The sequence below is a fragment of the Streptomyces sp. NPDC020996 genome (assembly GCF_040641355.1).
Classification (GTDB): Bacteria; Actinomycetota; Actinomycetes; order Streptomycetales; family Streptomycetaceae; genus Streptomyces.
In genome coordinates this window covers 59,080-84,432 of sequence record NZ_JBFADM010000013.1, presented here as the reverse complement: position 1 = coordinate 84,432, position 25,353 = coordinate 59,080, and the positions used below count along the sequence as shown (strand labels likewise).

The 25,353-nt window shown below is 72.7% G+C and carries 26 protein-coding genes; 19 read left to right on the top strand and 7 right to left on the bottom strand.

The genetic code is table 11. The annotated features are described in order from the left end of the window. Nucleotides 1–176 precede the first annotated feature (176 nt). Nucleotides 177–635, top strand: a complete 459-nt coding sequence (locus AB0G63_RS12540; protein WP_360748482.1) for a helix-turn-helix transcriptional regulator — start codon at nucleotides 177–179, stop codon at nucleotides 633–635. Between the two features lie 12 nt (nucleotides 636–647). Here AB0G63_RS12540 and AB0G63_RS12535 read toward each other — a convergent pair whose 3' ends face one another. The 3 genes from AB0G63_RS12535 to AB0G63_RS12525 all read right to left on the bottom strand — a co-directional run bounded on the left by AB0G63_RS12535 (nucleotide 648) and on the right by AB0G63_RS12525 (nucleotide 3,333). Further along, on the bottom strand, nucleotides 648–1,250 hold the full coding sequence (locus AB0G63_RS12535) for an ATP-dependent Clp protease proteolytic subunit (RefSeq protein ID WP_360748479.1): 603 nt from the start codon (nucleotides 1,248–1,250) through the stop codon (nucleotides 648–650). Between the two features lie 2 nt (nucleotides 1,251–1,252). Beyond that, nucleotides 1,253–1,906, bottom strand: coding sequence for an ATP-dependent Clp protease proteolytic subunit (locus tag AB0G63_RS12530; protein ID WP_360748476.1), 654 nt, complete (start codon nucleotides 1,904–1,906; stop codon nucleotides 1,253–1,255). Between the two features lie 221 nt (nucleotides 1,907–2,127). After that, the gene (locus AB0G63_RS12525) at nucleotides 2,128–3,333 is read right to left on the bottom strand and encodes an epoxide hydrolase family protein (protein ID WP_360748473.1); all 1,206 of its coding nucleotides are present in this window, start codon (nucleotides 3,331–3,333) and stop codon (nucleotides 2,128–2,130) included. Nucleotides 3,334–3,503: 170 nt separating this feature from the next. Between AB0G63_RS12525 and AB0G63_RS12520 the strand changes: the two genes are divergently transcribed. Beyond that, nucleotides 3,504–3,986 carry a VOC family protein gene (locus AB0G63_RS12520; RefSeq protein WP_360748470.1) on the top strand — a complete coding sequence of 161 codons (483 nt, stop codon included), beginning with the start codon at nucleotides 3,504–3,506 and terminating at the stop codon, nucleotides 3,984–3,986. 90 nt (nucleotides 3,987–4,076) lie between these two features. On the opposite strand, the gene AB0G63_RS12515 is transcribed toward AB0G63_RS12520, so the two are convergent. Then, complete coding sequence (locus tag AB0G63_RS12515; RefSeq protein WP_360748667.1) at nucleotides 4,077–5,084, bottom strand: zinc-binding alcohol dehydrogenase family protein; 1,008 nt, start codon at nucleotides 5,082–5,084, stop codon at nucleotides 4,077–4,079. A gap of 164 nt (nucleotides 5,085–5,248) precedes the next feature. On the opposite strand from AB0G63_RS12515, the gene AB0G63_RS12510 reads away from it, so the two are divergent. Continuing rightward, entirely contained in the window at nucleotides 5,249–6,046 is a 798-nt protein-coding gene (locus AB0G63_RS12510; RefSeq protein WP_360748467.1) for a VOC family protein, read from the top strand. 52 nt (nucleotides 6,047–6,098) lie between these two features. After that, on the top strand, nucleotides 6,099–6,797 hold the full coding sequence (locus AB0G63_RS12505; protein ID WP_360748464.1) for a ribonuclease H: 699 nt from the start codon (nucleotides 6,099–6,101) through the stop codon (nucleotides 6,795–6,797). A gap of 341 nt (nucleotides 6,798–7,138) precedes the next feature. On the opposite strand, the gene AB0G63_RS12500 is transcribed toward AB0G63_RS12505, so the two are convergent. Further along, nucleotides 7,139–8,518, bottom strand: coding sequence for an FAD-linked oxidase C-terminal domain-containing protein (locus AB0G63_RS12500; RefSeq protein ID WP_360748461.1), 1,380 nt, complete (start codon nucleotides 8,516–8,518; stop codon nucleotides 7,139–7,141). A gap of 161 nt (nucleotides 8,519–8,679) precedes the next feature. Here AB0G63_RS12500 and AB0G63_RS12495 point away from each other — a divergent pair, with 161 nt between their 5' ends. From AB0G63_RS12495 to fabG, 9 genes are all read left to right on the top strand, one after another. After that, complete coding sequence (locus AB0G63_RS12495; RefSeq protein WP_360748458.1) at nucleotides 8,680–9,699, top strand: beta-ketoacyl-ACP synthase III; 1,020 nt, start codon at nucleotides 8,680–8,682, stop codon at nucleotides 9,697–9,699. Between the two features lie 279 nt (nucleotides 9,700–9,978). Continuing rightward, entirely contained in the window at nucleotides 9,979–10,221 is a 243-nt protein-coding gene (locus AB0G63_RS12490; protein WP_360748455.1) for an acyl carrier protein, read from the top strand. Further along, entirely contained in the window at nucleotides 10,218–11,441 is a 1,224-nt protein-coding gene (locus tag AB0G63_RS12485) for a beta-ketoacyl-ACP synthase II (protein ID WP_360748452.1), read from the top strand. The genes AB0G63_RS12490 and AB0G63_RS12485 overlap by 4 nt, the downstream gene beginning before the upstream one ends. Before the next feature lie 61 nt (nucleotides 11,442–11,502). Further along, nucleotides 11,503–13,344 (top strand): acyl-CoA dehydrogenase, encoded by a 1,842-nt coding sequence (locus tag AB0G63_RS12480; protein WP_360748449.1) that lies wholly within the window; start codon nucleotides 11,503–11,505, stop codon nucleotides 13,342–13,344. 5 nt (nucleotides 13,345–13,349) lie between these two features. Continuing rightward, complete coding sequence (locus AB0G63_RS12475; protein ID WP_360748446.1) at nucleotides 13,350–13,772, top strand: thioesterase family protein; 423 nt, start codon at nucleotides 13,350–13,352, stop codon at nucleotides 13,770–13,772. Between the two features lies 1 nt (nucleotide 13,773). Further along, the gene (locus AB0G63_RS12470; RefSeq protein WP_360748443.1) at nucleotides 13,774–14,652 is read left to right on the top strand and encodes a fumarylacetoacetate hydrolase family protein; all 879 of its coding nucleotides are present in this window, start codon (nucleotides 13,774–13,776) and stop codon (nucleotides 14,650–14,652) included. 134 nt (nucleotides 14,653–14,786) lie between these two features. Beyond that, complete coding sequence (locus AB0G63_RS12465) at nucleotides 14,787–16,382, top strand: acyl-CoA carboxylase subunit beta (protein WP_360748440.1); 1,596 nt, start codon at nucleotides 14,787–14,789, stop codon at nucleotides 16,380–16,382. A 39-nt stretch (nucleotides 16,383–16,421) separates the two neighbouring features. After that, nucleotides 16,422–17,504 (top strand): branched-chain amino acid aminotransferase, encoded by a 1,083-nt coding sequence (locus AB0G63_RS12460; protein ID WP_360748437.1) that lies wholly within the window; start codon nucleotides 16,422–16,424, stop codon nucleotides 17,502–17,504. A gap of 49 nt (nucleotides 17,505–17,553) precedes the next feature. Next, nucleotides 17,554–18,273, top strand: coding sequence for a 3-oxoacyl-[acyl-carrier-protein] reductase (fabG, locus tag AB0G63_RS12455; protein WP_360748434.1), 720 nt, complete (start codon nucleotides 17,554–17,556; stop codon nucleotides 18,271–18,273). Nucleotides 18,274–18,366: 93 nt separating this feature from the next. Here the strand turns inward: fabG and AB0G63_RS12450 are convergent, their stop codons facing one another. Further along, on the bottom strand, nucleotides 18,367–18,936 hold the full coding sequence (locus AB0G63_RS12450; RefSeq protein WP_360748431.1) for an XRE family transcriptional regulator: 570 nt from the start codon (nucleotides 18,934–18,936) through the stop codon (nucleotides 18,367–18,369). A 67-nt stretch (nucleotides 18,937–19,003) separates the two neighbouring features. Here AB0G63_RS12450 and AB0G63_RS12445 point away from each other — a divergent pair, with 67 nt between their 5' ends. The 6 genes from AB0G63_RS12445 (at nucleotide 19,004) to AB0G63_RS12420 (ending at nucleotide 24,496) form a co-directional block, all read left to right on the top strand. Beyond that, nucleotides 19,004–19,687 (top strand): AzlC family ABC transporter permease, encoded by a 684-nt coding sequence (locus AB0G63_RS12445; RefSeq protein ID WP_360748428.1) that lies wholly within the window; start codon nucleotides 19,004–19,006, stop codon nucleotides 19,685–19,687. Then, entirely contained in the window at nucleotides 19,684–20,016 is a 333-nt protein-coding gene (locus AB0G63_RS12440; RefSeq protein ID WP_360748425.1) for an AzlD domain-containing protein, read from the top strand. Before AB0G63_RS12445 ends, AB0G63_RS12440 begins: the two co-directional genes overlap by 4 nt. A gap of 517 nt (nucleotides 20,017–20,533) precedes the next feature. Beyond that, nucleotides 20,534–20,890: a helix-turn-helix transcriptional regulator gene (locus AB0G63_RS12435; RefSeq protein ID WP_360748422.1), complete on the top strand. Its 357-nt coding sequence runs from the start codon at nucleotides 20,534–20,536 to the stop codon at nucleotides 20,888–20,890. Between the two features lie 228 nt (nucleotides 20,891–21,118). Further along, entirely contained in the window at nucleotides 21,119–22,342 is a 1,224-nt protein-coding gene (locus tag AB0G63_RS12430) for an FAD-dependent monooxygenase (protein WP_360748420.1), read from the top strand. Between the two features lie 79 nt (nucleotides 22,343–22,421). Continuing rightward, nucleotides 22,422–23,894 carry an MFS transporter gene (locus AB0G63_RS12425; RefSeq protein WP_360748417.1) on the top strand — a complete coding sequence of 491 codons (1,473 nt, stop codon included), beginning with the start codon at nucleotides 22,422–22,424 and terminating at the stop codon, nucleotides 23,892–23,894. Then, nucleotides 23,891–24,496: a TetR family transcriptional regulator gene (locus AB0G63_RS12420; RefSeq protein ID WP_360748414.1), complete on the top strand. Its 606-nt coding sequence runs from the start codon at nucleotides 23,891–23,893 to the stop codon at nucleotides 24,494–24,496. The genes AB0G63_RS12425 and AB0G63_RS12420 overlap by 4 nt, the downstream gene beginning before the upstream one ends. On the opposite strand, the gene AB0G63_RS12415 is transcribed toward AB0G63_RS12420, so the two are convergent. Further along, nucleotides 24,465–25,310: an alpha/beta hydrolase gene (locus tag AB0G63_RS12415; RefSeq protein ID WP_360748411.1), complete on the bottom strand. Its 846-nt coding sequence runs from the start codon at nucleotides 25,308–25,310 to the stop codon at nucleotides 24,465–24,467. The genes AB0G63_RS12420 and AB0G63_RS12415 overlap by 32 nt on opposite strands. Nucleotides 25,311–25,353: the final 43 nt, after the last annotated feature.

The window sequence follows — 25,353 nt, the reverse complement described above, 5'->3', positions numbered from 1 at the left end:
CCGCGTCGGCGGAAAACCAGCGCCGCCACCGCCTCTCGGGTACCTCCGGACCAGCCTTTCACAGAGTCCGGGAGAGGCGCGGATCGCCGTCCGGCGCCGGAGGCCGGTCCGCGCGCTTCTCGCAGGGCGGAACGCCGGACCCTTCCCACGGCGGCCGGCGTTCCTAGGCTGGGCAGGTGAGCAACCAGAGGCCGAACGAAGCCCATGTCATTCCGCTGCGTCCGTCGCGTCCCTCGCGTCAGCTGCGTCCTTCGCATTCATCGCATCCGTCGCGTTCTTCGCTTCCGCCGGCCCCGCGGCCCGCGGACGCCCCCGACGGGGCCCGGAAGGGGGAACAGCCCCAGGAGCCGCTCTGGCGCGACCTGGTCGGTGACGTCCTGCGCCGGGAACGGCTGGCGCAGGAACGCACGCTCAAGGACGTGGCCGACGCCGCCCGCATCTCCATGCCCTACCTCTCGGAGGTCGAGCGGGGCCGCAAGGAAGCCTCCTCGGAAGTCCTCGCGGCCGCCGCCCGCGCCCTCGGCCTGGGCCTCGGCGACCTGCTGTCGCTGGCGCAGGGGGAACTCACCCGGCAACGGCACAGCGGCCCGCGGGCTTCGAGGACGCCGTACGACGGGCTGTGCCTGGCAGCCTGAGCGGCGGACCGGTCACACCGTGCCGAGCCGCCGGCCGAGCACCTCGTCGGCCAGGCCGTAGGCCACCGCCTCCCGCGCGGTGAACACCTTGTCGCGGTCCATGTCCGCGCGCAGTGTCGCGATGTCGTGGCCGGTGTGCCGCGACAGCACATCCTCGACCTGCGCGCGGATGCGGACCATCTCCTTGGCCTGGAGGGAGAGGTCGGAGACCGTGCCCTGCCGTCCCGCGCTGGCCGGCTGCCCGAGCAGCACACGGGCGTGCTCCAGCACGAACCGACGCCCGGGATCCCCGCCGGCCAGCAGGACGGCCGCGGTGGAGGCCGCCTGCCCGACGCAGAACGTCGAGATCGGCGCCTGCACGAACGTCATCGTGTCGTAGATCGCCATCAGCGAGGTGAACGATCCGCCGGGGGAGTTGAGGTAGATCGCGATCTCGCTGTCCGGCGCCGCCGACTCCAGATGGAGCAACTGCGCGATGACGACGTTGGCGACGCCGTCGTCGATCTCGGTGCCGAGGAAGATGATCCGCTCCGACAGCAGCCGGCTGAACACGTCGTAGGACCGCTCGCCCTGCGGGGTGCGCTCGACGACGTTCGGAATCGTGTAACTCCCCATGGTCACAGCCCCATCCGTCGCCTCGTCGCGGCCGGGCGGACGTCCGCGAGGGACTCCACCACCCGGTCGACCATCCCGTACTCCCTGGCCTCCTCGGCCGTGAACCAGCGGTCGCGGTCGCCGTCCCGGGAGATGGTCTCCGGGCTCTGGCCGGTGTGCTCGGCGGTGATCCGCTCGATGGTCCGCTTGGTGAACTCCAGGTTCTCCGCCTGGATCTCGATGTCCGCGGTGGTGCCGCCGATGCCCGCGGACGGCTGATGCATCATGATCCGCGCGTTCGGCAGCGCGTACCGCTTCCCGGCCGCCCCGACGCTGAGCAGGAACTGTCCCATGCTGGCGGCGAACCCCATCGCGAGCGTGGAGACGTCGTTCGGGATCAGCCGCATCGTGTCGTAGATGGCCAGGCCCGCATGCACGGACCCGCCGGGGCTGTTGACGTACAGGCTGATGTCGGTGCGCGGGTCCTCCGCCGACAGCAGGAGCAGCTGGGCGCAGATCCGGTTCGCGGAGACCTCGTTGACCTCGGTGCCGAGGAACACGATGCGCTGTGCGAGGAGTTGGGCGGCGAGGTGGTCGTCGAAACGTGTGGGCGGGGTGTCGCCGTCCTCGGCCCGGGGCAGCAGGGCCGGACCTGGGCCGGCGGTGAGTGGAGACATGGGCGCTCCTTGTCGAGTCGTGGTGCGGCCGGTGGCGCCGCGCCCTCCACTCTCCGCCCGGACGCCCTTCACCTGCGGATTTCTCTGCCCGCAGCAGATTCGCCGCGGGCGAAGCCGTCAGCCGGGTCCGTCAGCCGGGTCCGTCAGCCGGGTCCGTCAGCCGGGTCCGTCAGACGGGCCCGCCAGTCGGGCCCGTCGGTCGGGCCCGACGTGAGGGGCTGTCAGTCGAGTTCCTTCTGGCGCAACTGCCGGAAGAACGCCCGCACGTCCGCGACCAGCAGGTCCGGCTCCTCCATCGCCGCGAAGTGCCCGCCCCGGTCGAACTCCGTCCACCGCACGAGGTTCTCGGTGCGCTCCGCCTTGTGCCGCAGCGGGATCTGCGGCTCGGCCGGGAAGAGGGCCAGCGCCGTCGGCACGGTCGAGGGCTCGGCGGGCCGGGCGGCGCGGCCCGTGGCGTGCGCGCGCTCGTAGTAGATGCGGGCCGCGGAACCGGCGGTCCCGGTCAGCCAGTACAGCATCACGTTGGTCAGCATCCGGTCCCGGTCCACCGCCTCCTCCGGCAACCGCTCCGAGTCCGTCCACTCCCGGAACTTCTCGACGATCCAGGCCAGTTGTCCGGCCGGCGAGTCGGTGAGCGCGTACGCCAGGGTCTGCGGCCGCGTCGACTGCAGGACCGCGTACCCGGTGCCCTCGCGCGACCACTCGCTCCACCGGCGCCACGACAGCAGCGTCCGCTCCCGCTCCTCGGCGCCGAGCGCGTCCAGTTCCTCCGGCGTCGGCTCCGTCGCCTGGTGGGCGCCCGGCAGCAGGTTGAGGTGCACGCCGATCACCCGCTCCGGATGGGCCCGGCCCAGCTCCCGCGAGATCGCCGCGCCCCAGTCGCCGCCCTGCGCGCCGAACCGCTCGTAGCCCAGCCGCCGCATCAGCTCGGCCCACGCGTCGGCGACCCGGCCCGCCTCCCAGCCGGTGTCGGCCGGCGGACCGGACAGCCCGAAGCCCGGAATGCTCGGTACGACGACGTGGAACGCGTCCGCCGGGTCGCCGCCGTGCGCGGCCGGGTCGGCGAGCGGTCCCACGACGTCCAGGAACTCCACGATCGAGCCCGGCCAGCCGTGCGTGACGATCAGCGGGGTGGCGTTCGGCTCGGGGGAGCGGACGTGGGCGAAGTGGACGGTGGAGCCGTCGATCGTCGTCGTGAACTGCGGCCACTCGTTCAGCCGCGCTTCCGCGGCCCGCCAGTCGTAGCCGTGCCGCCAGTGGTGCAGCAGTTCGTCGAGGTAGTCCGCCGGTACGCCGTACGCCCATCCGGTGCCGGGCAGGGCGTCCGGCCGGCGGGTGCGGTCCAGGCGTTCATGGAGGTCGTCGAGGTCGCTCTGCGGGACGTCCAGACGGAACGGACGGATACTGTCGGCAGGTGCGGGTGTCATATCCGGAAGCGTAAGCGCTCCGCTGGGGTGCTGTGTCGTGGAACGGCTGCCGCGCCGTCGTGGCTGGGCGCGCGGTACCCGTGCCCCTTCGGGGCGCTGCCGCACCGATGAGTTTCTTGGCGTGGGGCGGTCGATACAGGTGACCGCGTTCCACGCTCCAGGAGGTAGCCATGAGCACCGAGGGTTTCGTCACCTGTCTCTGGTTCGACGGCCAGGCGGAGGAGGCCGCGCACTACTACGTCTCGATCTTCAAGAACTCCGGCATCGGGCGCGTCAGCCACTACTCGGATGCGGGACCGGGCCAGGCCGGCTCGGTCATGACCGTGGAGTTCACGGCCAACGGCCAGAAGTTCGTCGCGCTGAACGGCGGCCCGGAATTCAGGTTCAACGAGTCGGTCTCGTTCCAGATCTTCTGCGACGGCCAGGAGGAGATCGACTACTACTGGACCAAGCTCACCGAGGGCGGCGGCGAGCCCGGCCCGTGCGGCTGGCTGAAGGACAGGTACGGCCTGTCCTGGCAGGTCGTGCCGACAGGGCTCGTCGAGATGGTGAGCGACCCGGACCCGGAGAAGGCCGCCCGCACGACCGAGGCGTTCATGTCGATGAGCAAGTTCGACGTCGCCGCCCTGGAGAAGGCGCACGCGGGCGAGTGACCGTGGCAGGCCGGCCGGTCACTCGGCCAGCCGACCAGGCAGGGCAGGGCAGGGACGGGCGAGTCGGGGCGGTCGTGCGCTGCGGGGCGTTCAGGACAGGTCGTTCAGCAGGACCGCCGCCCCGTCGAACCGGCCGGCCTTCAGGTCCCCCAGCGCCTCGTCGGCCTTCGACAGCGGATACGTGTGCGTGGTGGCGCGCACGCCGTGCCGGGCGGCTCCGGCCAGGAACTCGCGTCCGTCCGCGCGGGTGTTGCAGGTGACGCTGCGCACCTGCTTCTCGTAGAACAGCTCGGTCTCGTAGTGCAGCGGCGGGGTGTCGCTGAGGTGGATGCCGGCGACGGCCAGGGTGCCGCCGCGGTCGAGGGCGCGCAGCGCGACCGGGACCAGGTCGCCCACCGGGGCGAACAGGATCGCGCTGTCCAGCGGCTCGGGCGGCGTCTCGTACGCGTCCCGCGCGGACGCGGCGCCCAGGTCCAGCGCCAGCCGCCGCGCGGCCGCCCCGCGGGTGAGGACGTGCACGGTGGCGCCCTCGGCGAGCGCCAGCTGCGCGGTCAGGTGGGCGCTGCCCCCGAACCCGTACAGGCCGAGGCGTCCGCCCGGCGGCAGCGCGGCCCGGCGCAGCGCGCGGTAGCCGATGATGCCGGCGCACAGCAGCGGCGCGGCGGCCACGTCGTCGAGCGTGCCGGGCAGGCGGTAGGCGAAGGCGGCCGGCACGGTCGTGTACTCGGCGTAGCCGCCGTCGGCGTCCCAGCCGGTGTACCGCGACGCCGGGCACAGGTTCTCCGCCCCGCGCGCGCAGTACCCGCAGGTCCCGTCCGTCCACCGCAGCCACGCCACGCCCACCCGGTCGCCGGCGGCGAAGCCCTCCACCGCGGCCCCGGTCCCGGCGACCACGCCGACGACCTCGTGCCCCGGCGTCACGCCCGCCCGGCGCACCGCCAGATCGCCCTCCGTGACGTGCAGGTCGGTCCGGCACACCCCGCACGCGCGCACGTGCACCAGCAGTTCGCCGTCCGCGGGGACCGGGACCGGCTTCTCGACCAGCCGCAGGCCCCCCGACTCCACGGGCCCGGGCGTGACCACCGACCACGCGCGCATCGTCCCGTCCGCCATGTCCGCACCTCGTCCCGTCGAAGACCGGCCCCGGCCGTCCGGCTCCTTTCCAGTCTGGAGGGGGCCGAACCGTTCGGCGCGCGGTCCGGTGCGGGGATGGCTAGCGTGAGTGGACGGACCGACCGCCGATTCGGGAGAGGGCCACGATCATGGCCGTACGACCTGAGGGAACCCCCTGCTGGGCCGATGCGATGTTCGGCGACATCGAGGGCGCGAAGCGCTTCTACGGCGAAGTCCTCGGCTGGACCTTCGGCGAGACGTCGTCGGAGTACGGCAACTACACCCAGGCCTACGCGGACGGCAAGGCGGCGGCCGCCGTCGTCCCGCCGATGCCCGGCCAGGACGGCCAGTCGCAGTGGTGCCTGTACTTCGCGTCGCGGGACGCGGCCGCGACCGCCGCGCGCATCCGCGACAACGGCGGCGAGGTCCTGATGGAGCCGATGCGGGTCGGTGACTTCGGCACCATGTGCCTGGCCCGCGAGCCCGGCGGCGCGGTGTTCGGCGTCTGGCAGCCGGGCGTCCACGAGGGCTTCGAGGCGACCGCCGTGCCGGGCGCCTACGGCTGGGCCGAGGTGTTCACCCGGGCCCCCGAGCGCACGGACGCGTTCTTCACGGCGGTCTTCTCCTACCGCGCCCAGCAGATGGAGGACGACGCGGTCGACTTCCGCCTGTTCAACCTCGGCGACGACACCGTCCTGGGCCGGATGAGGATGACGGACGACTTCCCGCCCGAGGTGCCGTCCTACATCAACGTCTACTTCGTCGTCCCCGACTGCGACGACGCCGTCGCCAAGGCGACCAAGCTCGGCGGTGTGCTGAGGTTCGGGCCGATGGACAGCCCCTACGGCCGGTTCGCGGCGCTCGGCGACCCGCAGGGCGCGCAGTTCTCGGTGATCGACGTCACCCGGGCCGAGGGCGAACCGCCGCGGCTGAAGGACGTCTCCTGAGGTCCTTCCCGGGGAGCCCCGGGGCCGGTCGGGGGCCGGGTCCGGCCGTGGCATGATCGAGGCCATGCGTGAACGTGTGGTGGCCGCGTGCGACGGGGCTTCGAAGGGAAATCCGGGTCCGGCGGGCTGGGCGTGGGTGGTCTCCGACGACGGGGGGACCCCGGTGCGCTGGGAGGCCGGCCCGCTGGGCAGGGCCACCAACAACGTCGCCGAACTCACCGCCCTGGAACGGCTGCTGGCGGCGACCGACCCGGGTGTGGAGCTCGAGGTCCGGATGGACTCGCAGTACGCGATGAAGGCCGTCACCACCTGGCTGCCCGGCTGGAAGCGCAACGGCTGGAAGACGGCCGCCGGAAAGCCGGTCGCCAACCAGGACCTGGTCGTGCGCATCGACGAACTGCTCGACGGCCGTTCCGTCGACTTCCGTTACGTGCCCGCCCACCAGGTAGACGGCGATCCGCTCAACGACTTCGCGGACCGGGCCGCGAGCCAGGCGGCGACCGCGCAGGCGGCGGCGGGCAGCGCGCTCGGCTCGCCCGCGCCGCCGCCCTCGTCCGGCGCCCCGCAGCCCAAGGCCCCGCGCCGCCGGCCCGCGGCCGCCAAGCGGAGCGGGGGCGCCTCGTCGCGCACCATCAAGGCGAAGTTCCCCGGCCGCTGCCCGTGCGGCCGCTCCTACGCGGCCGGCGAGCCCATCGCCAAGAACCCCCAGGGCTGGGGCCACCCGGAATGCCGCACGGCGGAGGCCGGCTGAGTACCGCGCCGGTGCTCGCTTGCCCGCCGGCCCGATCCTCACCGGTGCTCGCGTGACCATCGGCACGACCTCGCCGGTGCTCGCGTGACCGCCGACACGGTACGTCGTCGGCGCCGGCCGGCCGTGGCTACGACAACGGCCGGGACCCGCCGCCCGGTCCCGGCCGTTGTCCCGGCCGCAGTGTCGGCCGGGACCAGGCTCCCGGCGTGAAACCCACGCCGGCCGCAAGCCGCACCTCGGATCAAGCCGCATCCCGGACCAAGCCGCATCCCAGGCCAAGCCGCATCCCAGGCCACGCGCTCGTCCGCCGACGGCGCCTGAGATCGTTCCGGCAGGAGTTCTCAGGCGTCGGTGAAGACCTTCCCCGGATTGAGGATCCCCGCCGGATCCCACACCTGCTTGATGCCCCGGTGCAGCTCCAGCACGGCCGGGCCGAGTTCCCTGGTCAGGCCGCGCATCTTCAGCAGGCCCACACCGTGCTCGCCGGTCACCGTACCGCCCAGTTCGAGGGCCTGGTCGACGACCTCCTCCAGTACCTCCCTGCCCCGGGCCAGCGCACGCTCGTCGCCGCGCGGCACGACCAGCATCGGATGCAGATTGCCGTCCCCGGCGTGGGCGAGTCCGGCGATGCGGACGCCGTGCCGCTCGGCGGTGCGCTCGATGCGGGCCAGCATGTCGGCGACGAGGGTGCGCGGGACACAGATGTCCTCGCTGAGCACCAGGCCCAGACGCTCCAGCGCGGGGTAGACCAGTCGGCGGGCGGCGAACAGGGCGTCCGCCTCGGCCGGGTCGGCGGAGCGGGCACTCCAGGCGGCGCCGGCGGCCTCGAAGCAGGCCAGCACCGTGTCGGCCTCCTCGGCGCCGGCCGCTCCGGGCGCGTCGCACCGGGCGAGCAGCAGCACGTTGCCGCCGTCCGTGAGCCCCATGTTCTTCCACTCGTCGACGGCGCGCAGGCAGTAGCGGTCGACGAGTTCGAGGGCACTGGGCACCACGCCGGAGGCCACCACACGGGCGACGGCCCGGCCCGCGCCCGGCAGATCGTCGAAGAACCCCACCACCGCGTGCTCCTGGGCACGCTCGCCGCGCAGCCGGAGGGTGACCTCGGTGACCAGCCCCAAGGTGCCCTCCGAACCCACCAGCAGCCCGGCCAGTTCGAAGCCGGCGGAGCTCTTGGCGGTCCGGCGGCCCAGCCGGACCACCTCGCCACGGCCGGTGACCGCCTCCACCCCCAGCACGTAGTCGCGGGTCACCCCGTACTTCACACAGCACACCCCGCCCGCGTTGGTGGCGACGTTCCCGCCGATGGTCGACCACGGGGCGCTGGCCGGGTCCGGCGGGTACCACAGGCCCTTGGCGGCGCAGGCCGCCCGGAGGTCGTCGTTCACGACACCGGGCTGCACCACGGCGAGGCGCTCGTCCGGGTCGATACGCAGGATGCGGTTCATCCCGGCGAAGGAGACCACCACGCAGCCGGCGGTCGCGTTGGCGCCGCCGGACAGACCGGTTCCCGCGCCGCGGGCCACCACGGGCACGCCGCGTTCGGCACAGTACGCCACGACGGCCGCGACCTCGGCCGTGTCGCGGGGCTGTACCACGGCCGCCGGGAGGGCGTAGGGCGCGCCGGCGGCCTCGTCGTGCGCGAAGGCGGCAAGCCGTGCCGGGTCGTCGATCACCCGTCCGGCCGGCAGGAGCGCTGCGAGAGCAGTGGGTTTCAAGGTCATCTCATGGAGAGTCGCAACCGGCGCGGGAGGGGGTCAATTGGCCCTTGGTACACGCCTCGCCGTGGGTGTACCAAGGGCCAATTGCCCGCCTGTCCGGCCATCGGCAAGCCTGATGCCAGGCCAGGTCAGGCCGTGTGAGCGGCCATGAGGAGGGTGAGTCGATGGCGGCGGTACTCATGGGAATCGGGGGCTTCCTCCCGCCCAAGGCGGTCACGAACGACGACCTCGCACGCACACTGGACACCACCGACGACTGGATCCGCACCAGGACCGGGATCCGGGAGCGCCGGGTGGTCGCCGACGGTCGGTCGACGGGTGACCTGGCCGTGGAGGCCGGCGCCCGGGCCCTGCGCTCGGCAGGGGTGAGCGCCGTGGACGCCGTCGTCGTGGCGACCACCTCGCCCGAGCGGCTCTGCCCGGCGGTGGCGCCGGAGGTCGCCTCCCGGCTGGGCCTGGACACCGTCGCCGCGTTCGACCTGACCTCGGCGTGCAGCGGGTTCCTTTACGGGCTCGCCACCGCGGGCGGTCTCATCGCGTCCGGCACCGCCGACACCGTCCTGTTCATCGGGGCGGAGGCGTTCACCACGCTCGTGAACCAGCGGGACCGGACCACCGCGCCGATCTTCGGCGACGGAGCCGGCGCGGTGGTGCTGCGCCGCGGCGAGGCGGACGAGCCCGGCGCGCTGGGCCCGTTCGACCTGGGCAGCGACGGGGCGCTCGCCGACCTGCTCGCCATCCCGGCCGGCGGCGCACGGCAGCGTTCCGCCGACGGCGGGCTCGGGCACGGCACGGTGCCGACGGACGACTGGTACCTGCGGATGCAGGGCCGTCCGCTCTACACGCAGGCCGTCGAGCGGATGACGCAGTCGGCGCTGACCGCCCTCAAACGCGCCGCCTGGGCGGTGGCGGACGTCGACTGGTTCGCCGGTCACCAGGCCAACATCCGCATCGTGCGGGCGGTCGCGGAGGAGATGGGCGTGCCGGACGAGCGGGTCGCGGTCAACATCGACCAGGTCGGCAACACGCTGGCCGCGTCGGTGCCGCTGCTGCTGAACGACTACGCCGCCCGCGGCGACCTGCGCGCAGGGCAGCGCGTCCTGCTGTCCGCGTTCGGCGCCGGCCTGTCCTGGGGCTCGGCCACGCTGGTCTGGCCCGACATCAAGGCCGAGCCGGTCGGCTGACGGGCGTCCCGCACCGCCGGGTTCACCACCGAGTCAGTGCTCGGCCCTGACCCCCGGGTTCAGGCTCGGTCCCACCGCCGGGTCCACCGCTCGGCCTTCACCGCCGACGGAGTGCGGCCGTTCTCCGGTGCCGCGCTGTGCCGTCGTCTTCGTACCACTCCACGCCATTCCACACCACTGCATACCGCTGCATACCGCTCTATACCGCTCCATACCGCTCCGTACCTCCGTCGTCTTCGTCCCTTCCCGTTCGCCCCTTCCCATGCCAGGAGGAACCACATGAGCTCCGCATTCGAATCCGTCGTCGAGGTCCTCGTCGCCCGCTTCGGCCTCGACCCCGAGACGGTGGTGCCCGAGGCCACCTTCGACGACCTCGGACTGGACTCGCTGTCGCAGATAGAGCTGGCCACCGCCCTGAAGAAGCGGCTGGGCGTGGCGATCCCCGATGAGGAGCTGTCCGAGATGGCCGTCGTCGCCGACGTCGTCGCCGCGGTCGAGCAGAAGACCGCCACCGTCCGATGACCGGCTTCGCCGCCGCCATCACCGGGATCGGGCTGGTCACGCCGGCCGGCATCGGGACCAAGGAGAACTGGCACCGCGTGACGGTGGGCAGCCCCACGGCCGCCCACCACGCCGATCTGGACGGCCTGCCCGTGACCATGGCGTGCCGGGTGCCCGGCTTCGACCCGGCCGCACTCGGCCTGCGGGGAGCCTGGCAGTGGGACCGATACTCCCAGTTCGCCGTCGCCGCGGCGCGGGAAGCCCTGGACCACGCCGGGCTGCGGCCCGGTGCCTGGGCGGACAGCGCACGGGTGGCCGTCATCCTCGGCTCGGGTGCCGGCGGCACCGCGACCCTGGAGGAGCAGCACCGCGTCCTGATCGAGGAGGGCCCGTCGGAGGTCTCCTCGATGACACTGCCGATGGGTCTGCTGAACATGGCGGCGGGCCAGGTGGCGATCGACATCGGCGCCAACGGGCCCTGCATGGCGCCGTGCACCGCGTGCGCCGCCGGGGCCAGCGCGATCGGCCTCGGCCGGGAGCTGATCCGGTCGGGACTGGCGGACATCGTCGTGGCGGGCGGCGCCGAGGCGCCGGTCACTCCGCTGTACGTGTCCTCGTTCGCCAGGATGCGGGCGCTGTCACGGCGGCTGGACGACCCGCGGACAGCCTCCCGCCCGTTCGACGCGAGCCGCGACGGGTTCGTGCTCGGTGAGGGCGCCGGCGTGGTCGTGCTGGAGTCCGAGGAGCACGCGCGGGCCCGCGGCATACGGCCGCTGGCCCGGGTGATCGGCTACGGCGCCTCCGCGGACGCGCACCACGTGACCTCTCCGCACCCCGAGGGCCGGGGCGCCGAACTCGCCGTCCGAGCGGCGCTGAAGGACGCCGGTCTCACCGGCCGGGACGTGGAGTACGTCAACGCCCACGGAACCTCCACGCCGCTCAACGACGTCGTCGAGGCCGGAGTGATCCGCCGGGTCGTCGGCGCGCACGCACAGGTCAGTTCCACCAAGGGAGTCACCGGGCACCCCCTGGGCGCGGCCGGGTCCATCGAGGCCGCGTTCGCGGCGCTCACCGTGCACCACGGAGTCGTCCCGCCGACGGCGAGCACCACCGAGGTCGACCCGAGGATCGAGGTGGACGTCGTGCACGGCACGGCACGCAGCGGGCGCGTGGACGTGGCCCTGAGCAACTCCTTCGGGTTCGGCGGCCAGAACGCCGCGCTGCTGATCGCGTCCGCCTGACCGCAGCCGCCCGCCTCCCGCGCCGGACCCCACGAACCGCCCCGCAGGAAAGGACTCACAGATGACCTCGTCGGCCCGCGCCGACCTGTCCCGGCTCCTGTTCGACGGCAGGTACGAGCAGACCCACCAGGACCTCCACGAACTGCTGCTGGACCCCGTGTTCGACCCCCGCCAGGGGCTGACCATGACCGAGGCCGGGAAGCTGGCCTACGAGCGGTCGAGGGCCGTGCATGCCGCGCTGGAGCGCCCCCGCGAGATCCTCGCGGACCCCTGGCGGCTGTTCGCCCTGGCCGAGTGGCCCTCGCTCCTGGACGTCTCGGTGTTCTCGCTGCTGATGGTGCACTACAACCTCGCCTTCGGCACGGTCGTGGAGCACGGCGCGCGGGACGACCTGAAGGACCTCTTCGACGAACTGGACCGGCTGGACTCGTTCAGCCCGTACATGGCCACCGAACTGGGCTACGGCAACAACGTCGCCGCCCTGCGCACCGAGGCCGTGTACGACGCCGACACCGAGACGTTCGTGCTCAACACGCCCGACGCGCTCGCCCAGAAGTACATGTCGTACAGCGGGTTCCAGGACATCCCCAAGCTGGCCGTGGTGATGGCCCGGCTGAAGGCGGACGGCACCGACCACGGCGTGTTCCCGTTCCTGGTGCGGATCAGCGACGGCGAGCGGCTGTGCGAAGGGGTGCACGCGGCACCGTGCCCGGAGAAGCCCGTTCAGGGCCTCGACAACGGCCTGACCTGGTTCGACCACGTGCGCGTGCCGCGCCGCAACCTGCTGCACGGCGACATGGGCCGGTTCGACGAGAAGGGCGTCTTCCGCCCGGCCCCCGGCAACCGGCGCAAGCGGTTCCTGCGCGCCATGAACCGGATCCTGCCGGGGCGGCTGTGCGTCTCCAGCGCGGCGACCGGCGCGGGCCGCGCCGCCGTGTACATCGCCCTGCGGTACGCGGCGCAGCGGCTCACGAACGCACCGGGCCGCAACGACCTGCCGGTCATCGAGTACCGCAGCCACCAGCTCGCCCTGTTCACCGCGCTGGCCAAGACGTACGCGATGACCCTGCTGCTCAACCACGCCAAGCGGGAGTTCACGGCGGCGCCGCGGGAAGGGGCGCCCGCCGGGCTGAACCATCTGGTCTCGATCACCAAGGCGCTGTCCACATGGGAGATGACCGAGGTCATCGCCGTCTGCCGGGAACGCTGCGGGGCCCAGGGCATCTTCAGCGTCAACCGGATCGCCGACTACGGTTCGCTGCTGCAGGGCCTGGTCACCGCGGAGGGCGACAACCAGGTGCTGCTGGCCACCACGGCCGGGCAGATCATCGCGGAGGGCGACGACTCGGAGGAGCCGGCTGCGGCCCCCGATCCACGGGGCCGCAGCCTCGCGGACCCGGAATTCCTGCTGGCGGCGCTGCGTCACCGGGAGCGGGAGCTGCTGCGGGCGGCCCGGGCGGCCATGGCGGACGACTCCCGGGACCGGACGTACTTCGAGGCGTGGAACGACACCGTCAACGGCGGCCTGGAGATGGCCCGGGCCCGTGGAGTGCGCACCGCGCTGGAGTGCCTGACGGCCGCGGTGGACACGGCGCGGGACGACACGGCGCGCACGGCGCTCGGACTGCTGGCCGCGCTGTACGGGCTGACCGAGATCCGGCGGGACGCGGGCTGGTTCCTGGCGCGCGGCACGCTGACGGCCGATCAGGTGGAGCGGCTGCCGCAGGAGGCGGACGCGCTGTGCGCGCGGATCGCGCCGTACGCCGAGACGTTGATCGACGGGTTCAACCTGTCCCCGGAACTGCTGCGGGCGCCGATCGCCGCGGCCGACTACGTGACCGCCTTCCAGCAGCGGACCGGCGCGTTCGGGCCGGCCGCCGCCCGCCCGGCCGAAGGGGGCTGAGCGCGATGGCGCGGCACAGTTACCTCTGCCCGATCCGCTGGGCCGACATGGACGTCTACGGGATCGTCAACAACGTCGCCTACCTTCGCTACCTGGAGGAGGCCCGGGTCGACTTCATCTTCCGGATGGCGCCGACCGAGGGTGACGCGTTCTTCCGGGACGGCTCGGTGGTGGTGGAGCACCGGATCCGTTACCGGCGGCAGCTGGTGCACCGGCACGCGCCGGTCGAGATCGAGATGTGGGTCTCCGACCTGCAGTCGGCGACGGTCGCCGTCGACTACGTGGTGAAGGACGGCGACACCGTGTACGCCACGGCCTCGACCGTGATGGCGCCGTTCGACTACCGGACGGGCCGGCCCCGCAGGCTGACCGACGAGGAGACCCGCTTCTTCGAGAAGTACGTCGAAGACCCCCTGGGGGCGCGCTGACATGCGGCTGCTGCGGATCGGGCCGCCGGGCGGGGAGCGGCCGTGCGCTGTCGGCCCCGGCGGTGTCGTACGCGACGTGTCGGCGTGGGTGCCGGACTGGACGGGCACGGCCCTGGACCCGGACGCGCTGCGGGAGCTCGCGGCACGGCTGACGCGGGAGGCGGCGGGGCTGCCGGCGGTCGACCCGGCGGCCGAGCGGATCGGGCCGCCCGTCCGTCCGGGCGGGCATCTGCTGTCGATCGGGCTCAACTACCGCGCGCACGCCGCCGAAGCGGGCATGGCGCTGTCCCCGGAGCCGGTCGTCTCCAGCAAGGCGCCCTCCACCCTGGTCGGGCCGCACGACGACCTGCTGATACCGCCGGGCGGGGAGAAGACCGACTGGGAGGTCGAACTGGCGGTGGTGATCGGGCGGCGTGCCCAGTACCTGCCGGACCGCGCCGCCGCGCAGGCGCACATCGCGGGATTCGCCACGGCCGACGACGTGTCCGAGCGCAGCTGGCTGCTGGAGCGCGGCGGGCAGTGGGTGAAGGGCAAGTCGTTCGAGTCCTTCAGTCCGCTCGGCCCCTTCCTGGTCACCCCGGACGAGGCCGGCGACCCGCAGCGTTTGCGGCTGACCTGCCGGGTCAACGGGCGGCTGATGCAGGACGGGTCCACCGCCGACATGGTCTTCGGGGTGGACCATCTGGTCTGGTACCTGAGCCAGTTCATGGTGCTGCACCCCGGTGACGTGGTGCTGACCGGGACGCCCGGCGGGGTCGCGCTCGGCCGCCCCGACCAGCCGTTCCTGCGGCCCGGTGACGTGGTGGAGGCGGAGGTGGCCGGGCTGGGCGCGCAGCGGCAGCGCTGCCGCGCGACGGTCCTGGCGGAGAGCCGGCGGTGAGCGGCGGGGCGCGTCCGCACACGTCGTTGCGGCCGTCTTCCGCCGCAGCCGCAGCCGCAGCCGCAGCCGAAACCACAGCCACCGCCGCAGCCGCAGCGGTTGTCGTACCGGCCCGGGAAGGAGAGCGAGAACAGATGACCGTCCAGGAGGAACGCACCGGCCAGGCCCCGTGCCGGTCCGCCGACACCCGGGCGCTGGTGGCGGAACTGCACGCGAACAAGGAACTGGCCTGCTGCGGGCCGGGCGACCGCGCGACCCGGGCGCAGCACGCCAAGGGCAAGCTCACCGCGCGTGAGCGCATCGAACTGCTCCTGGACGAGGGATCGTTCGCCGAGGTCGAGCAGTTGCGCCGGCACCGGGCGGTGGGCTTCGGGATCGAGGAGCGCCGACCGTACACGGACGGCGTGATCAGCGGCTGGGGCACGGTCGAGGGCCGTACCGTGTTCGTCTACGCGCACGACTTCCGCATCTTCGGCGGGGCGCTGGGCGAGGCGCACGCCGAGAAGATCCACAAGATCATGGACATGGCCGTCGCGGCCGGTGCGCCGCTGGTGTCGCTCAACGACGGGGCCGGCGCCCGCATCCAGGAGGGTGTCTCGGCCCTCGCCGGCTACGGCGGGATCTTCCGGCGCCATGTGCGGGCCTCGGGGGTGATCCCGCAGATCTCGGTGATTCTCGGGCCGTGCGCGGGCGGTGCGGCGTACTCTCCCGCACTGACCGACTTCGTCTTCATGGTGCGCGGCATCTCGCAGATGTTCGTCACCGGACCGGACGTGGTGAAGGCGGTCACCGGAGAGGATGTCACCCAGGAGCGGCTCGGCGGGGCCGACGCACACGCGAGGCAGTCGGGAGTGGCGCACTTCGTGTACGAGGACGAGCGGACCTGCCTGAGCGAGGTGCGGTACCTGCTGTCCCTGCTGCCGTCCAACAACCGGCAGAACCCGCCCGGCGTGCCCTGCACCGACCCGGCCGACCGGTGCGGCGAGGCGCTGCTCGGGCTGGTTCCGGCCGAGGGCAGGCTGCCGTACGACATGCGGCGGGTGATCGAGGAGATCGTCGACCACGCCGACTTCCTGGAGGTCCACGAGTGGTGGGCGCCCAACGTGCTGTGCGGGCTGGCCCGGCTCGGCGGCGAGGTGATCGGCATCGTGGCGAACCAGCCGGTCGCCCTGGCCGGGGTGCTGGACATCAAGGCCAGCGAGAAGGCCGCCCGCTTCGTGCGGATGTGCGACGCCTTCAACATCCCCCTGCTGTCGCTGGTGGACGTGCCGGGATTCCTGCCTGGAGTGGACCAGGAACACGGCGGGGTGATCCGGCACGGAGCGAAACTGCTGTACGCCTACTGCGAGGCCACCGTGCCGCGCGTCCAGCTCATCCTGCGCAAGGCGTACGGCGGGGCGTACATCGTGATGGACTCCCGCTCGATCGGCACCGACCTGTCCTACGCCTGGCCGACCAACGAGATCGCGGTGATGGGCGCGGAAGGCGCCTCGAACGTCATCTTCCGCAAGCAGATCGCGGAGGCCGCCGACCCGGAGGCCGAACGGACCCGCAAGGTCAAGGAGTACCGGTCGGAGCTGATGCACCCGTACTACGCGGCCGAGCGTGGCCTGGTCGACGACGTGATCGACCCCGCCGAGACCCGGGCGGTGCTGATCCGCGCCTTCCGGGCGCTGCGGACCAAGCACGCGGAGCAACCCTCGCGCAAGCACGCCAACAACCCCATGTGACCCGCAAGCCCACCCAGCCCTCTGTTCCGGAGCGTATCCATGACCCTTGCGTTCACCACCGAACCGGCCGTCCGCCTGCCCGCCGCGCAGCGGGCGGCGCTGCTGGAGGCGCCCGCCTTCGGCGAGGTGTTCACCGACCACATGATCAGCATCGACTGGGACCGGGAGCGTGGCTGGCACGACGCCCGACTGCATCCGTACGGGCCGCTGACGCTGGATCCGTCGGCCCAGGTCTTCCACTACGGCCAGGAGGTGTTCGAGGGCATGAAGGCCTACCGGCGCCCCGACGGCACGGTGGTGACCTTCCGCCCGTACGCCAACGCGGCCCGTTTCAACCGCTCCTGTGCGCGGATGGCGATGCCGCAACTCCCCGAGGAGACGTTCGTGGAGGCGCTGGAGCTGCTGGTCGGCGCCGACCGGGACTGGGTCCCGGACCGGCCCGGGCACAGCCTGTACCTGCGGCCTTTCATGATCGCCACGCAGCACACGATCGGTTTCTACGGGCCGTCCGCCGCCTTCCGGTTCATGGTGATCGCCTCGCCCGCGGCGTCCTACTTCCGGGCCGATGCCAAGCCGCTGACGGTGTGGCTGTCGCGGGACTACACCCGGGCGGCTCCCGGCGGCACCGGCGAGGCCAAGTGCGGCGGCAACTACGCGGGCACGCTGGTGGCCCAGGAGCAGGCCCGGGAGAAGGGCTGCGACCAGGTGGTGTGGCTGGACGCCGTGGAACGCCGCTGGGTGGACGAGATGGGCACCAGCAATCTGTTCTTCGTCCATGGCACGCGGCTGGTCACGCCGGAGCTGTCGGGGACGCTGCTGGCGGGCGTCACCCGGGACTCGGTGCTGGCGCTGGCGGCCGAACTCGGCTTCCCGGCCGAGGAGGGGCGGATCAGCGTGGAGCAGTGGCGGGCCGACGCGGAGTCGGGCGCGCTCACCGAGGTGTTCTCCTGCGGCACCTCATCGATGATCACGCCGGTGGGGTTCGTCAGGAGCGCGGACGGCGACTGGACGATCGGGGGCGGGGAGCCCGGTCCGGTCACCGCGCGGCTGCGCGACGAGCTGACGGGTATTCAGGCCGGAACGAGGCCGGACCCGTTCAACTGGGTCCACAAGATCGCCTGACGGACGGGCCGGCCGGTCCGGGTCACACAGTGAGGGGTGTGGGGGAATCATGAGTCGTTCGGTCCTTGTGACGGGAGGCAACCGTGGGATCGGCCTGGCCGTCGCCCGTGCCTTCGCGCAGGCGGGTGACAGGGTCGCGCTGACCCTCCGGTCGGGCGAGCCGCCCCGCACGGCGGTCCGCCTCGGCTGTCTGGCCGTCACCTGCGACGTCACCGACGCCGAGCAGGTGGAGCGGGCGTACAAGGAGGTGGAGGCGGCGCACGGCCCGGTGGAGGTGCTGGTGGCGAACGCCGGCATCACCCGCGACCGGCTGGTGCTGCGGATGGCGGAGAAGGACTTCACGGACGTGCTGGACACGAACCTGACGGGCGTCTTCCGGGTGGTCAAGCGGGCCGTCGAGGAGATGGTCGACGCGCGGTGGGGGCGGATCGTGGTGATCTCCTCGACGGTCGGCCTGCTCGGCGCGGCCGGGCAGGCCAACTACGCCGCCTCCAAGGCGGGCCTGGTCGGCTTCGCCCGGTCCGTGGCCCGCGAACTCGGTCCGCGGGGGATCACCTGCAACGTGGTGGCGCCGGGATTCGTCGAGACGGACATGACCGCCGCTCTCCACGACCGGCAGCGCTCGGCCATGCTGGGCAGGGTGCCGCTGGGGCGCGGCGCGCAGGCGGACGAGGTGGCGGCGGCGGTGCGGTTCCTCGCGTCCGAGGACGCCGCCTACATCACCGGAGCCGTCCTGCCGGTGGACGGCGGGCTGGGCATGGGCCACTGAGGCGGCACCGGAGCCGGGCGCGTCGTGTGTGCGGGGGTCGGTGCTCGGTGGTGCGCGGAGACGAGGCGCGTCGCGTGCGCGCGGGCTTCGCGCTCAGCGGTGCTCCGAGACGAGCACGGCGCGGGTGGCGGGCTCCAGCGCCTGGAAGACGTGGGGAACGTCGGCCGGGTAGCAGATGTAGTCGCCCGGGTGCAGTTCCACCGGCTCCTCGGCGGTCCCCACCAGGGCCCGGCCCGCGCTGATCACGACGTGCTCCACCACGCCGGGCAGGTGCGGGGCGGAGGAGCGCTGCGGGCCGGGCTCGGCGTCGATGCTGTAGACGTCGCGCCGGGCCCCGGGCGGGCAGGAGGCGAGGAGGGTGGCTCGGTAGTGGCTCTCGGCGGCTCCGACGGCCGGCCCCTCCCCGGCGCGGATCACCTGCACGTGCGGACGGGGCATGGCCAGGAGCCGGGAGAAGGGGATCTCCAGCACCACGCAGAGTGCCCACAGCGTCTCCAGGCTGGGGTTTCCGGTGCCGGACTCGAGCTGGGACAGGGTGGACTTGGCGATTCCGGCCCGGCGGGCCACCTCCGTCAACGACAGCTGCGTCCGGGAGCGTTCGGCGCGCAGCGATGCTGCGATCACGTCGAGCGGGGGCTTGAGCGCGGGATCGGCGTCGGGCATGGCGTTCGCTCCAGTGGCCAGTCGTTCGCCTTGACGAACATGTACAGGTGTGTTCAGTATAAAAGCCATGCGTTCGTTATGGAAAACCCTCGGCTCCGGGCCGCTACGCGACATCGCGCTGGTCTGCCTGGCCGTCGGGGTCATCGGCGTCTCCTACGGCGCCGTCGCGACCACGTCCGGATTCGCCTGGTGGTTCCCGGTGCTGATGGGCGCGCTCGTCCTGGCCGCGTCCTCCGAGTTCCTGTTCATCGGGATCGTCGCCGCCGGCGGCAGTCCGATCGCCGCGCTGCTCGCCGGGCTCCTGGTCAACGCCCGTCACCTGCCCTTCGGGCTCGCGGTGCCCGACGTGCTCGGGCGCGGCTGGCGCGGACTGCTCGGCACCCATCTGATGAACGACGAGACGGTCGTCTTCGCCCTCTCCCAGGAGGGAATGCACCGCAAGCGGGCCGCGTACTGGGCCTGCGGCCTGGGCATTCTCGTCTGCTGGCCCGCCGGCGCCGCGCTGGGGGCGTTGCTCGGCACGGTCGTCAGGGACACCGGGGCGCTGGGCCTGGACGCCATGTTCCCCGCGGTCATCCTGGCGCTGATCCTGCCCGCGATGAAGGAGCGGGCGGTCCGGCGGACCGCGCTGGCCGGTGCCGCGCTGGCGCTGGCCGTCACCGCGTTCGTACCGGTCGGACTGCCGGTGCTGATCGCCCTGGCCGCGCTGCCGCTGTGCACCGCCAGGTCCCGGGAAGGAGCCGTGCGATGAGCGGGTCCGTCCCGGTGCTGCCGACACTGGCGGCAATGCTGGGCCTGGCCGCCGGAACCTTCCTGCTGCGCCTGTCGGGCCCGGCCCTGCGCGCCAAGGTCACCTTCCCGAAGCGGGCCGAAAAGGTGCTGGAGGTCTCGGCGGTGGTCCTGCTCGCCGCGCTGACGGCCACTTCGGCGCTGACCGAGGGGCACGCCTTCGCCGGTGCCGCGCGGCCTATCGGGGTCCTGGTGGGTGGAGTGCTCGCCCTGCGCAAGGCGCCGTTCCTCGTCGTCGTGCTGACGGCGGCGGGCACCGCCGCGCTGCTGCGACTGGCTGGAATTCCCTGACCCGACCGAATCCTCCACGACGCCCACCCTCACGCCCGCCGGGTTCCCCGGCGGGCGTTCCCTTTGAGCCGGCCGATTCGAAAGAAAGATCAGAACAAACCTGCGCGCCGAGTTTGACGCGTTCTCATCCCATGGCCTTCTCGCAGTGTGGACGCACTGTTGTTCGCTCCGAAAGCGGTCGAGTACCCTCTGCGAGAAGTGGACAACAGCGCGGAAATTGTCCAGCCCGTGTGCGCCTCGTACCTGTAGTACGTAGTAGTTCAGGATGGCTGCCCCATTCTCGGAACACTCTCCCTCGGATGTCCGTAAAGGATCTACTGAGATGCGTGCAGGACGATGTAGCCGACTGTCCGGAGCGATCCTGAGCGGCGTTCGATCCGGTCGGTTCGCGCCGGCGGCCGAAGGGGTTTCGCAGCAGTCTCAGCGCGCACCACCGTGGACCGGATCGTGGCACACGTCGACGCCGCATCCGCGGCACCCCCACGGACACACGCCCAAGGAGCGCTGACAGACCGGCATGAACATCACGAAGACGGAGAGTCCGAGACCCCGTGCCCGCCTGGCCGACGATCAGCAGTCCATCGTCACCGAGCCACGGCTGACCCTGCTCCACGACGATGTCTGGGACGACGGCGTCCGGGACGCAATGGCACGCGTGCCGCTGTTGTCCGAGCGTGAACTCGATGTCTTCCGGCTCCTGGGGAAAGGGGCGTCGAACAGGAGCATCGCGACCCGGCTCGGCATTACCGAACGCACGACCAAGGCCCATGTCGCCCAGATACTGTCCAAGTTAGGTGTGGAGTCACGGCTCCAGGCCGGAATCGCCGGCTTCGCCTGGGAGATCGCCGGGGGAGGCCGTGACGCGTCACGGTGACCAATTCGCCGCGCGCGTACGCGTGAGGGCTGGTACGTCCTCGCCCGCCACGCGATTCGGGCGGCGCGCGTAGGGTGTCCCGCGCTCGCGCCGCGGCCGGTCCCGGCCTTGCTCCGTCCAGCCGGTCGTCCCCGCAGGTGCCCGCGGCCTGCGGGGTGAACCCCCGAGTAGCCATGCCCACCCTGCTACCCTGCGTCGTCAATTGTCCGTTTTGGGTAATTTGAAGGGGTGTGTGTGAAGGTCGCCTGTGTCGGAGGCGGGCCCGCGGGCCTGTATCTCTCGATCCTGCTGAAGCGGCAGGACCCGTCCCACGACATCACCGTCCACGAACGCGATCCGGAGGGCTCGACCTACGGCTGGGGCGTGACCTACTGGCGGGAACTGCTCGACCGGCTCCACGAGCACGACCCCGAGTCGGCGCGCGCCGTGCGCGAGAACTCGGTCCGCTGGAACCAAGGGGTCGCCCACGTGGGCGACCTGACGACCCGCCGCCCCGGCGACGAGGGCCATGGCATCGGCCGCCACCGCTTCCTGGAGATCCTCGCCGACCGGGCCCGCTCCCTCGGCGTGCGCCTGGAGTTCGAGCGCGAGATCGCCCCGGGCGGCCTGCCGGACGCCGACCTCGTCGTCGCGGGCGACGGCGTCGGCAGCGCCCTGCGCACCCGGCACGCCGGGTGCTTCGGCACGCGGATCAAGAACGGGCGCAACACCTACATCTGGCTCGGCACCACCAAGGTCTTCGACTCCTTCACCTTCGCCTTCGTGGAGACCGGCCACGGCTGGATCTGGTGCTACGGCTATCCCTACGGCGCCGACCGCAGCACCTGCGTCATCGAGTGCGCGCCCGAGACCCGCACCGGACTCGGTCTCGACCGGGGGAGCGAGGCGGAGCGGCTGACGCTGCTGGAGAAGCTGTTCGCCGGCATCCTGGACGGCCACCCGCTCATCGGCCGCACCTCCGCCGGGGCCGGCTCCGGCGCCCAGTGGCTCACCTTCCGCACCCTCACCAACCGCACCTGGCACCGCGGCAACCTCGTGCTCGTCGGCGACGCCGCGCACACCACGCACTACTCCATCGGCGCCGGCACCACCCTCGCCCTGGAGGACGCCATCGCGCTGGCCGGCGCACTGCGCGAGCCCGCCCCGCTGCCGTACGCCCTCGCCCGCTACGAGCGCGAACGCAAGAAGGCCCTCCTGCCCGTGCAGAGCGCGGCCCGCTACAGCGCCCAGTGGTACGAGAACCTGCAGCGCTACATCCACCTGCCCCCGGAGCGGATGTTCGCGCTGCTCGGCCAGCGCCACTCGCCGCTGCTGCCGTACGTCCCGCCGCAGCTGTACTACCGGATCGACCACGCCGTCGGTCAGTCGGAGGCGCTGCGCCGCCTCAAGCGCTGGCTGGGCCCGAGGATCGCGCGCACCGTGCACGCGCGGACGCTGGCCTCCCGCGGATAGGGCTGGGTGAATGACCATTCACCCGCTATGGTGAATGGTCATTCACCTGTTTTCTCGTTTTCCGCCCGCTGGAGTCCTCATGGAGCAACCCGCCCCGATACCGCGCCCGGACGGCCTGCGGAAGCGGTTCACCATCCCCGCGCTGGCGTTCGGCGGCATCCTCATGGCGGTCATGCAGACCGTGGTCGTCCCGTTGCTGCCCGACCTGCCGCGGCTGACCGGGGCGTCGGCGGGCGCGGTCTCCTGGACGGTCACCGCCACGCTCCTGTCGGGCGCCGTCCTCACGCCGGTGCTCGGCCGGGCGGGGGACATGTACGGCAAGCGCCGGGTGCTGATGGCGGCGCTGACGCTGATGACGGCCGGCGCGGTGATGTGCGCCCTGTCCTCCGACATCGCCGTGCTCATCACGGCCCGCGCCCTGCAGGGCGCCGCCGCCTCCGTGGTGCCGCTGTCGATCAGCATCCTGCGCGACGAACTGCCGCCCGAACGACGCGGCTCCGCGGTGGCGCTGATGAGCTCCACCGTCGGCATCGGCGCCGCCCTGGGCCTGCCGCTGGCCGCGCTGGTGGTCCAGTACGCCGACTGGCACACCATGTTCTGGCTGACCGCCGCCCTCGGCGCGCTGGGCGTGACGGCCGTGTGGTGGGCGGTCCGCGAATCCCCGGTGCGCCGGCCCGGCCGGTTCGACGTCCTGGGCGCGCTGGGGCTGGCGGCCGGACTGGTGTGCCTGCTGCTGGGGGTGTCCCAGGGCGGGCAGTGGGGCTGGAGCAGCGCACGGGTCCTCGGCCTGTTCGCCGTCGCCGCCGCCGTCCTGGCGCTGTGGTGGGTGCAGCAGCTGCGCACCGAACGGCCGCTGGTCGACCTGCGGCTGGTCACCCGGCCACGGGTGGGCCTGTCACACGTGGCGGCCCTGCTCACCGGGTTCGCGTTCTACGCCAACTCCCTGGTGACGGCCCAGCTGGTGCAGGCGCCGAAGGCCACCGGGTACGGGCTCGGCCTGTCGATCGTGGCCACCGGCCTGTGCCTGCTGCCGGGCGGGGTCACCATGCTCCTGTTCTCGCCGCTGTCGGCCCGGATCTCCGCGGTCCGCGGCCCGCGCGTCACGCTCGCCCTCGGCGCGGCGGTCATCGCCTGCGGCTACGCCGTACGGATCGCCGACAGCCGTGACCTGTGGATGATCATCCTGGGGGCGACCGTGGTGGCGACCGGCACCACCCTCGCCTACTCCGCCCTGCCCACCCTGATCCTGCACGCCGTCCCGGCCGGGCAGACCGCCTCCGCCAACGGCGTCAACGTGCTGATGCGCACCATCGGCCAGGCCACCTCCAGCGCCGCGGTCGCCGCGGTGCTGGTGCACCACACCAGCCCGGTCGGCGGTGCCCCCGTGCCGACCCTGCACGGGTACCTGATCGCCTTCGCGATCGCCGGCGCCGTCGCGCTGGCAGCGTGCGCCGCGGCCCTGTCCATCCCCCGCGACGGCGGGCCCGAGGACACCCGCCGGGCCCGCAGCGGCGTCCGGGACACCCGCGACGAGGCGCTGGAGGGAACATGAGTGCCGTGAGCACTCCATCCCCCCTGCCCGCATCCGCCCGACGGGACGCCGAGGCGACGAAGGCGGCCATCCTCAAGGCCGCCCGCCACCTGCTGGCCCGGCACGCCCACGCCGACATCACCCTCAAGGCCGTGGCCGAACGGGCCGGAGTCAGCCCGCCGTTGGTCCTGAAGTACTTCGGCAACAAGGACGCCCTGTTCGCCCGGGTGATGTCCTTCGAGGCGGACGCCGACGCGCTGCTCGACGCGCCGCTGGACGTGCTCGGCCGGCACATGGTCCACCAGGTCCTGGCCAGCCAGTCACAGCAGGGCGCCGACCCGCTGCTGCGGATCGTGTTCGCCCCGCTGCACGGCGAACAGGGCGACATCCTGCGCGCCAACTTCCGCACCCAGGTCACCGAGCGCCTCGCCGCCCGCCTCACCGGCCCCGACGCGGGCCTGCGCGCGGAACTCGCCGTCGGCATGCTCCTCGGCCTGGGCGTGATGTACGGCATCGCCCGCGGCGCCCACGCGCGCGGGGCGCCGGTGGACGACGTCGTGGACCGCTACGCGCCCGCACTCCAGGCCCACCTCACGCCCGGCGCGGGAACTCAGCCGTCCTGACCGTGAACCACTCGGGGTCGTCGAGCCACGGGAAGTGCCCGGCCCCCGGCTGCCGGACGTGCTCGGCGCGCGGGAACAGCGCGGCCATGCCGGCCACTGCGGCGGGCGGCGAGTTCAGGTCGTACTCGCCGGAGAGCACGAACACCGGGGCGTCGAGGCCGGCGAGGGCCGCGCGGGTGGCGTCCGGGTCGAAGGCCCCCTCGGCGGCGAACGCGGCGGCCGCCTCCGTGTTGCGCCGTCCGGCGCCGGCGGCCTGGTGGGCGCGGGCCGCCTCGTCCCAACGGCCGTACAGGAACGGCGCGATGGCATCCCAGCTCGCGGCCGTCGCCCGCCCGTCGGTGATGTCCCGCAGCGCCGCGAACGCGGTGGGGAACCACGGCTCGTCCCGGCGCAGTCGGGCCGTCGCGCGCCGGACGTCCCCGGCGACGGGGACCCCGACGGCCGTGAGGCTCGGCGCGATCAGGGCGAGCCGGCGGACCCGCTTCGGTTGGCGGACCGCGTACAGCACCGCGAGGTTGGTGCCCGCGGAGTGCCCGAGCAAATCGAGGCGGTCGAGCCCGAGGTGCTCCCGCAGGGCCTCCACGTCATCCACCAGACGGTCGCAGCGGTAGGTCGCGGGGTCCTCCGGAGCCGCGGACTCGCCGGTGCCGCGCAGATCGAGGAGGACCGGCCGCCGGTGCGCGGACAGACCGCCGAGGCCGCCCAGGTAGGCGGACGCCTGCATCGGCCCGCCCGGCAGGCAGACCACCGGCGGCCCCTCGCCGTTGACGTGGTGGGCGAGTTCGGTCCCGTCGTACGCGGTGAAGGCAGGCATGCGCGCGACCCTCGCAGCGGCGCCGGGCTGGGGCAACCGCTCT

Bases quoted from the DNA above. Each gene is read 5' to 3' on its own strand.
- AB0G63_RS12500 (WP_360748461.1), bottom strand. From the start codon at position 8,518: ATGACCTTGAAACCCACTGCTCTCGCAGCGCTCCTGCCGGCCGGACGG.
- AB0G63_RS12445 (WP_360748428.1), top strand. From the start codon at position 19,004: ATGCGTTCGTTATGGAAAACCCTCGGCTCCGGGCCGCTACGCGACATC.
- AB0G63_RS12520 (WP_360748470.1), top strand. From the start codon at position 3,504: ATGAGCACCGAGGGTTTCGTCACCTGTCTCTGGTTCGACGGCCAGGCG.
- AB0G63_RS12470 (WP_360748443.1), top strand. From the start codon at position 13,774: ATGCGGCTGCTGCGGATCGGGCCGCCGGGCGGGGAGCGGCCGTGCGCT.
- AB0G63_RS12515 (WP_360748667.1), bottom strand. From the start codon at position 5,084: ATGCGCGCGTGGTCGGTGGTCACGCCCGGGCCCGTGGAGTCGGGGGGC.
- AB0G63_RS12440 (WP_360748425.1), top strand. From the start codon at position 19,684: ATGAGCGGGTCCGTCCCGGTGCTGCCGACACTGGCGGCAATGCTGGGC.
- AB0G63_RS12535 (WP_360748479.1), bottom strand. From the start codon at position 1,250: ATGGGGAGTTACACGATTCCGAACGTCGTCGAGCGCACCCCGCAGGGC.
- AB0G63_RS12450 (WP_360748431.1), bottom strand. From the start codon at position 18,936: ATGCCCGACGCCGATCCCGCGCTCAAGCCCCCGCTCGACGTGATCGCA.
- AB0G63_RS12490 (WP_360748455.1), top strand. From the start codon at position 9,979: ATGAGCTCCGCATTCGAATCCGTCGTCGAGGTCCTCGTCGCCCGCTTC.
- AB0G63_RS12530 (WP_360748476.1), bottom strand. From the start codon at position 1,906: ATGTCTCCACTCACCGCCGGCCCAGGTCCGGCCCTGCTGCCCCGGGCC.
- AB0G63_RS12460 (WP_360748437.1), top strand. From the start codon at position 16,422: ATGACCCTTGCGTTCACCACCGAACCGGCCGTCCGCCTGCCCGCCGCG.
- AB0G63_RS12505 (WP_360748464.1), top strand. From the start codon at position 6,099: ATGATCGAGGCCATGCGTGAACGTGTGGTGGCCGCGTGCGACGGGGCT.
- AB0G63_RS12525 (WP_360748473.1), bottom strand. From the start codon at position 3,333: ATGACACCCGCACCTGCCGACAGTATCCGTCCGTTCCGTCTGGACGTC.
- AB0G63_RS12420 (WP_360748414.1), top strand. From the start codon at position 23,891: ATGAGTGCCGTGAGCACTCCATCCCCCCTGCCCGCATCCGCCCGACGG.
- AB0G63_RS12495 (WP_360748458.1), top strand. From the start codon at position 8,680: ATGGCGGCGGTACTCATGGGAATCGGGGGCTTCCTCCCGCCCAAGGCG.
- AB0G63_RS12475 (WP_360748446.1), top strand. From the start codon at position 13,350: ATGGCGCGGCACAGTTACCTCTGCCCGATCCGCTGGGCCGACATGGAC.
- AB0G63_RS12510 (WP_360748467.1), top strand. From the start codon at position 5,249: ATGGCCGTACGACCTGAGGGAACCCCCTGCTGGGCCGATGCGATGTTC.
- AB0G63_RS12415 (WP_360748411.1), bottom strand. From the start codon at position 25,310: ATGCCTGCCTTCACCGCGTACGACGGGACCGAACTCGCCCACCACGTC.
- AB0G63_RS12465 (WP_360748440.1), top strand. From the start codon at position 14,787: ATGACCGTCCAGGAGGAACGCACCGGCCAGGCCCCGTGCCGGTCCGCC.
- AB0G63_RS12485 (WP_360748452.1), top strand. From the start codon at position 10,218: ATGACCGGCTTCGCCGCCGCCATCACCGGGATCGGGCTGGTCACGCCG.
- AB0G63_RS12480 (WP_360748449.1), top strand. From the start codon at position 11,503: ATGACCTCGTCGGCCCGCGCCGACCTGTCCCGGCTCCTGTTCGACGGC.
- AB0G63_RS12425 (WP_360748417.1), top strand. From the start codon at position 22,422: ATGGAGCAACCCGCCCCGATACCGCGCCCGGACGGCCTGCGGAAGCGG.
- AB0G63_RS12435 (WP_360748422.1), top strand. From the start codon at position 20,534: ATGAACATCACGAAGACGGAGAGTCCGAGACCCCGTGCCCGCCTGGCC.
- fabG (WP_360748434.1), top strand. From the start codon at position 17,554: ATGAGTCGTTCGGTCCTTGTGACGGGAGGCAACCGTGGGATCGGCCTG.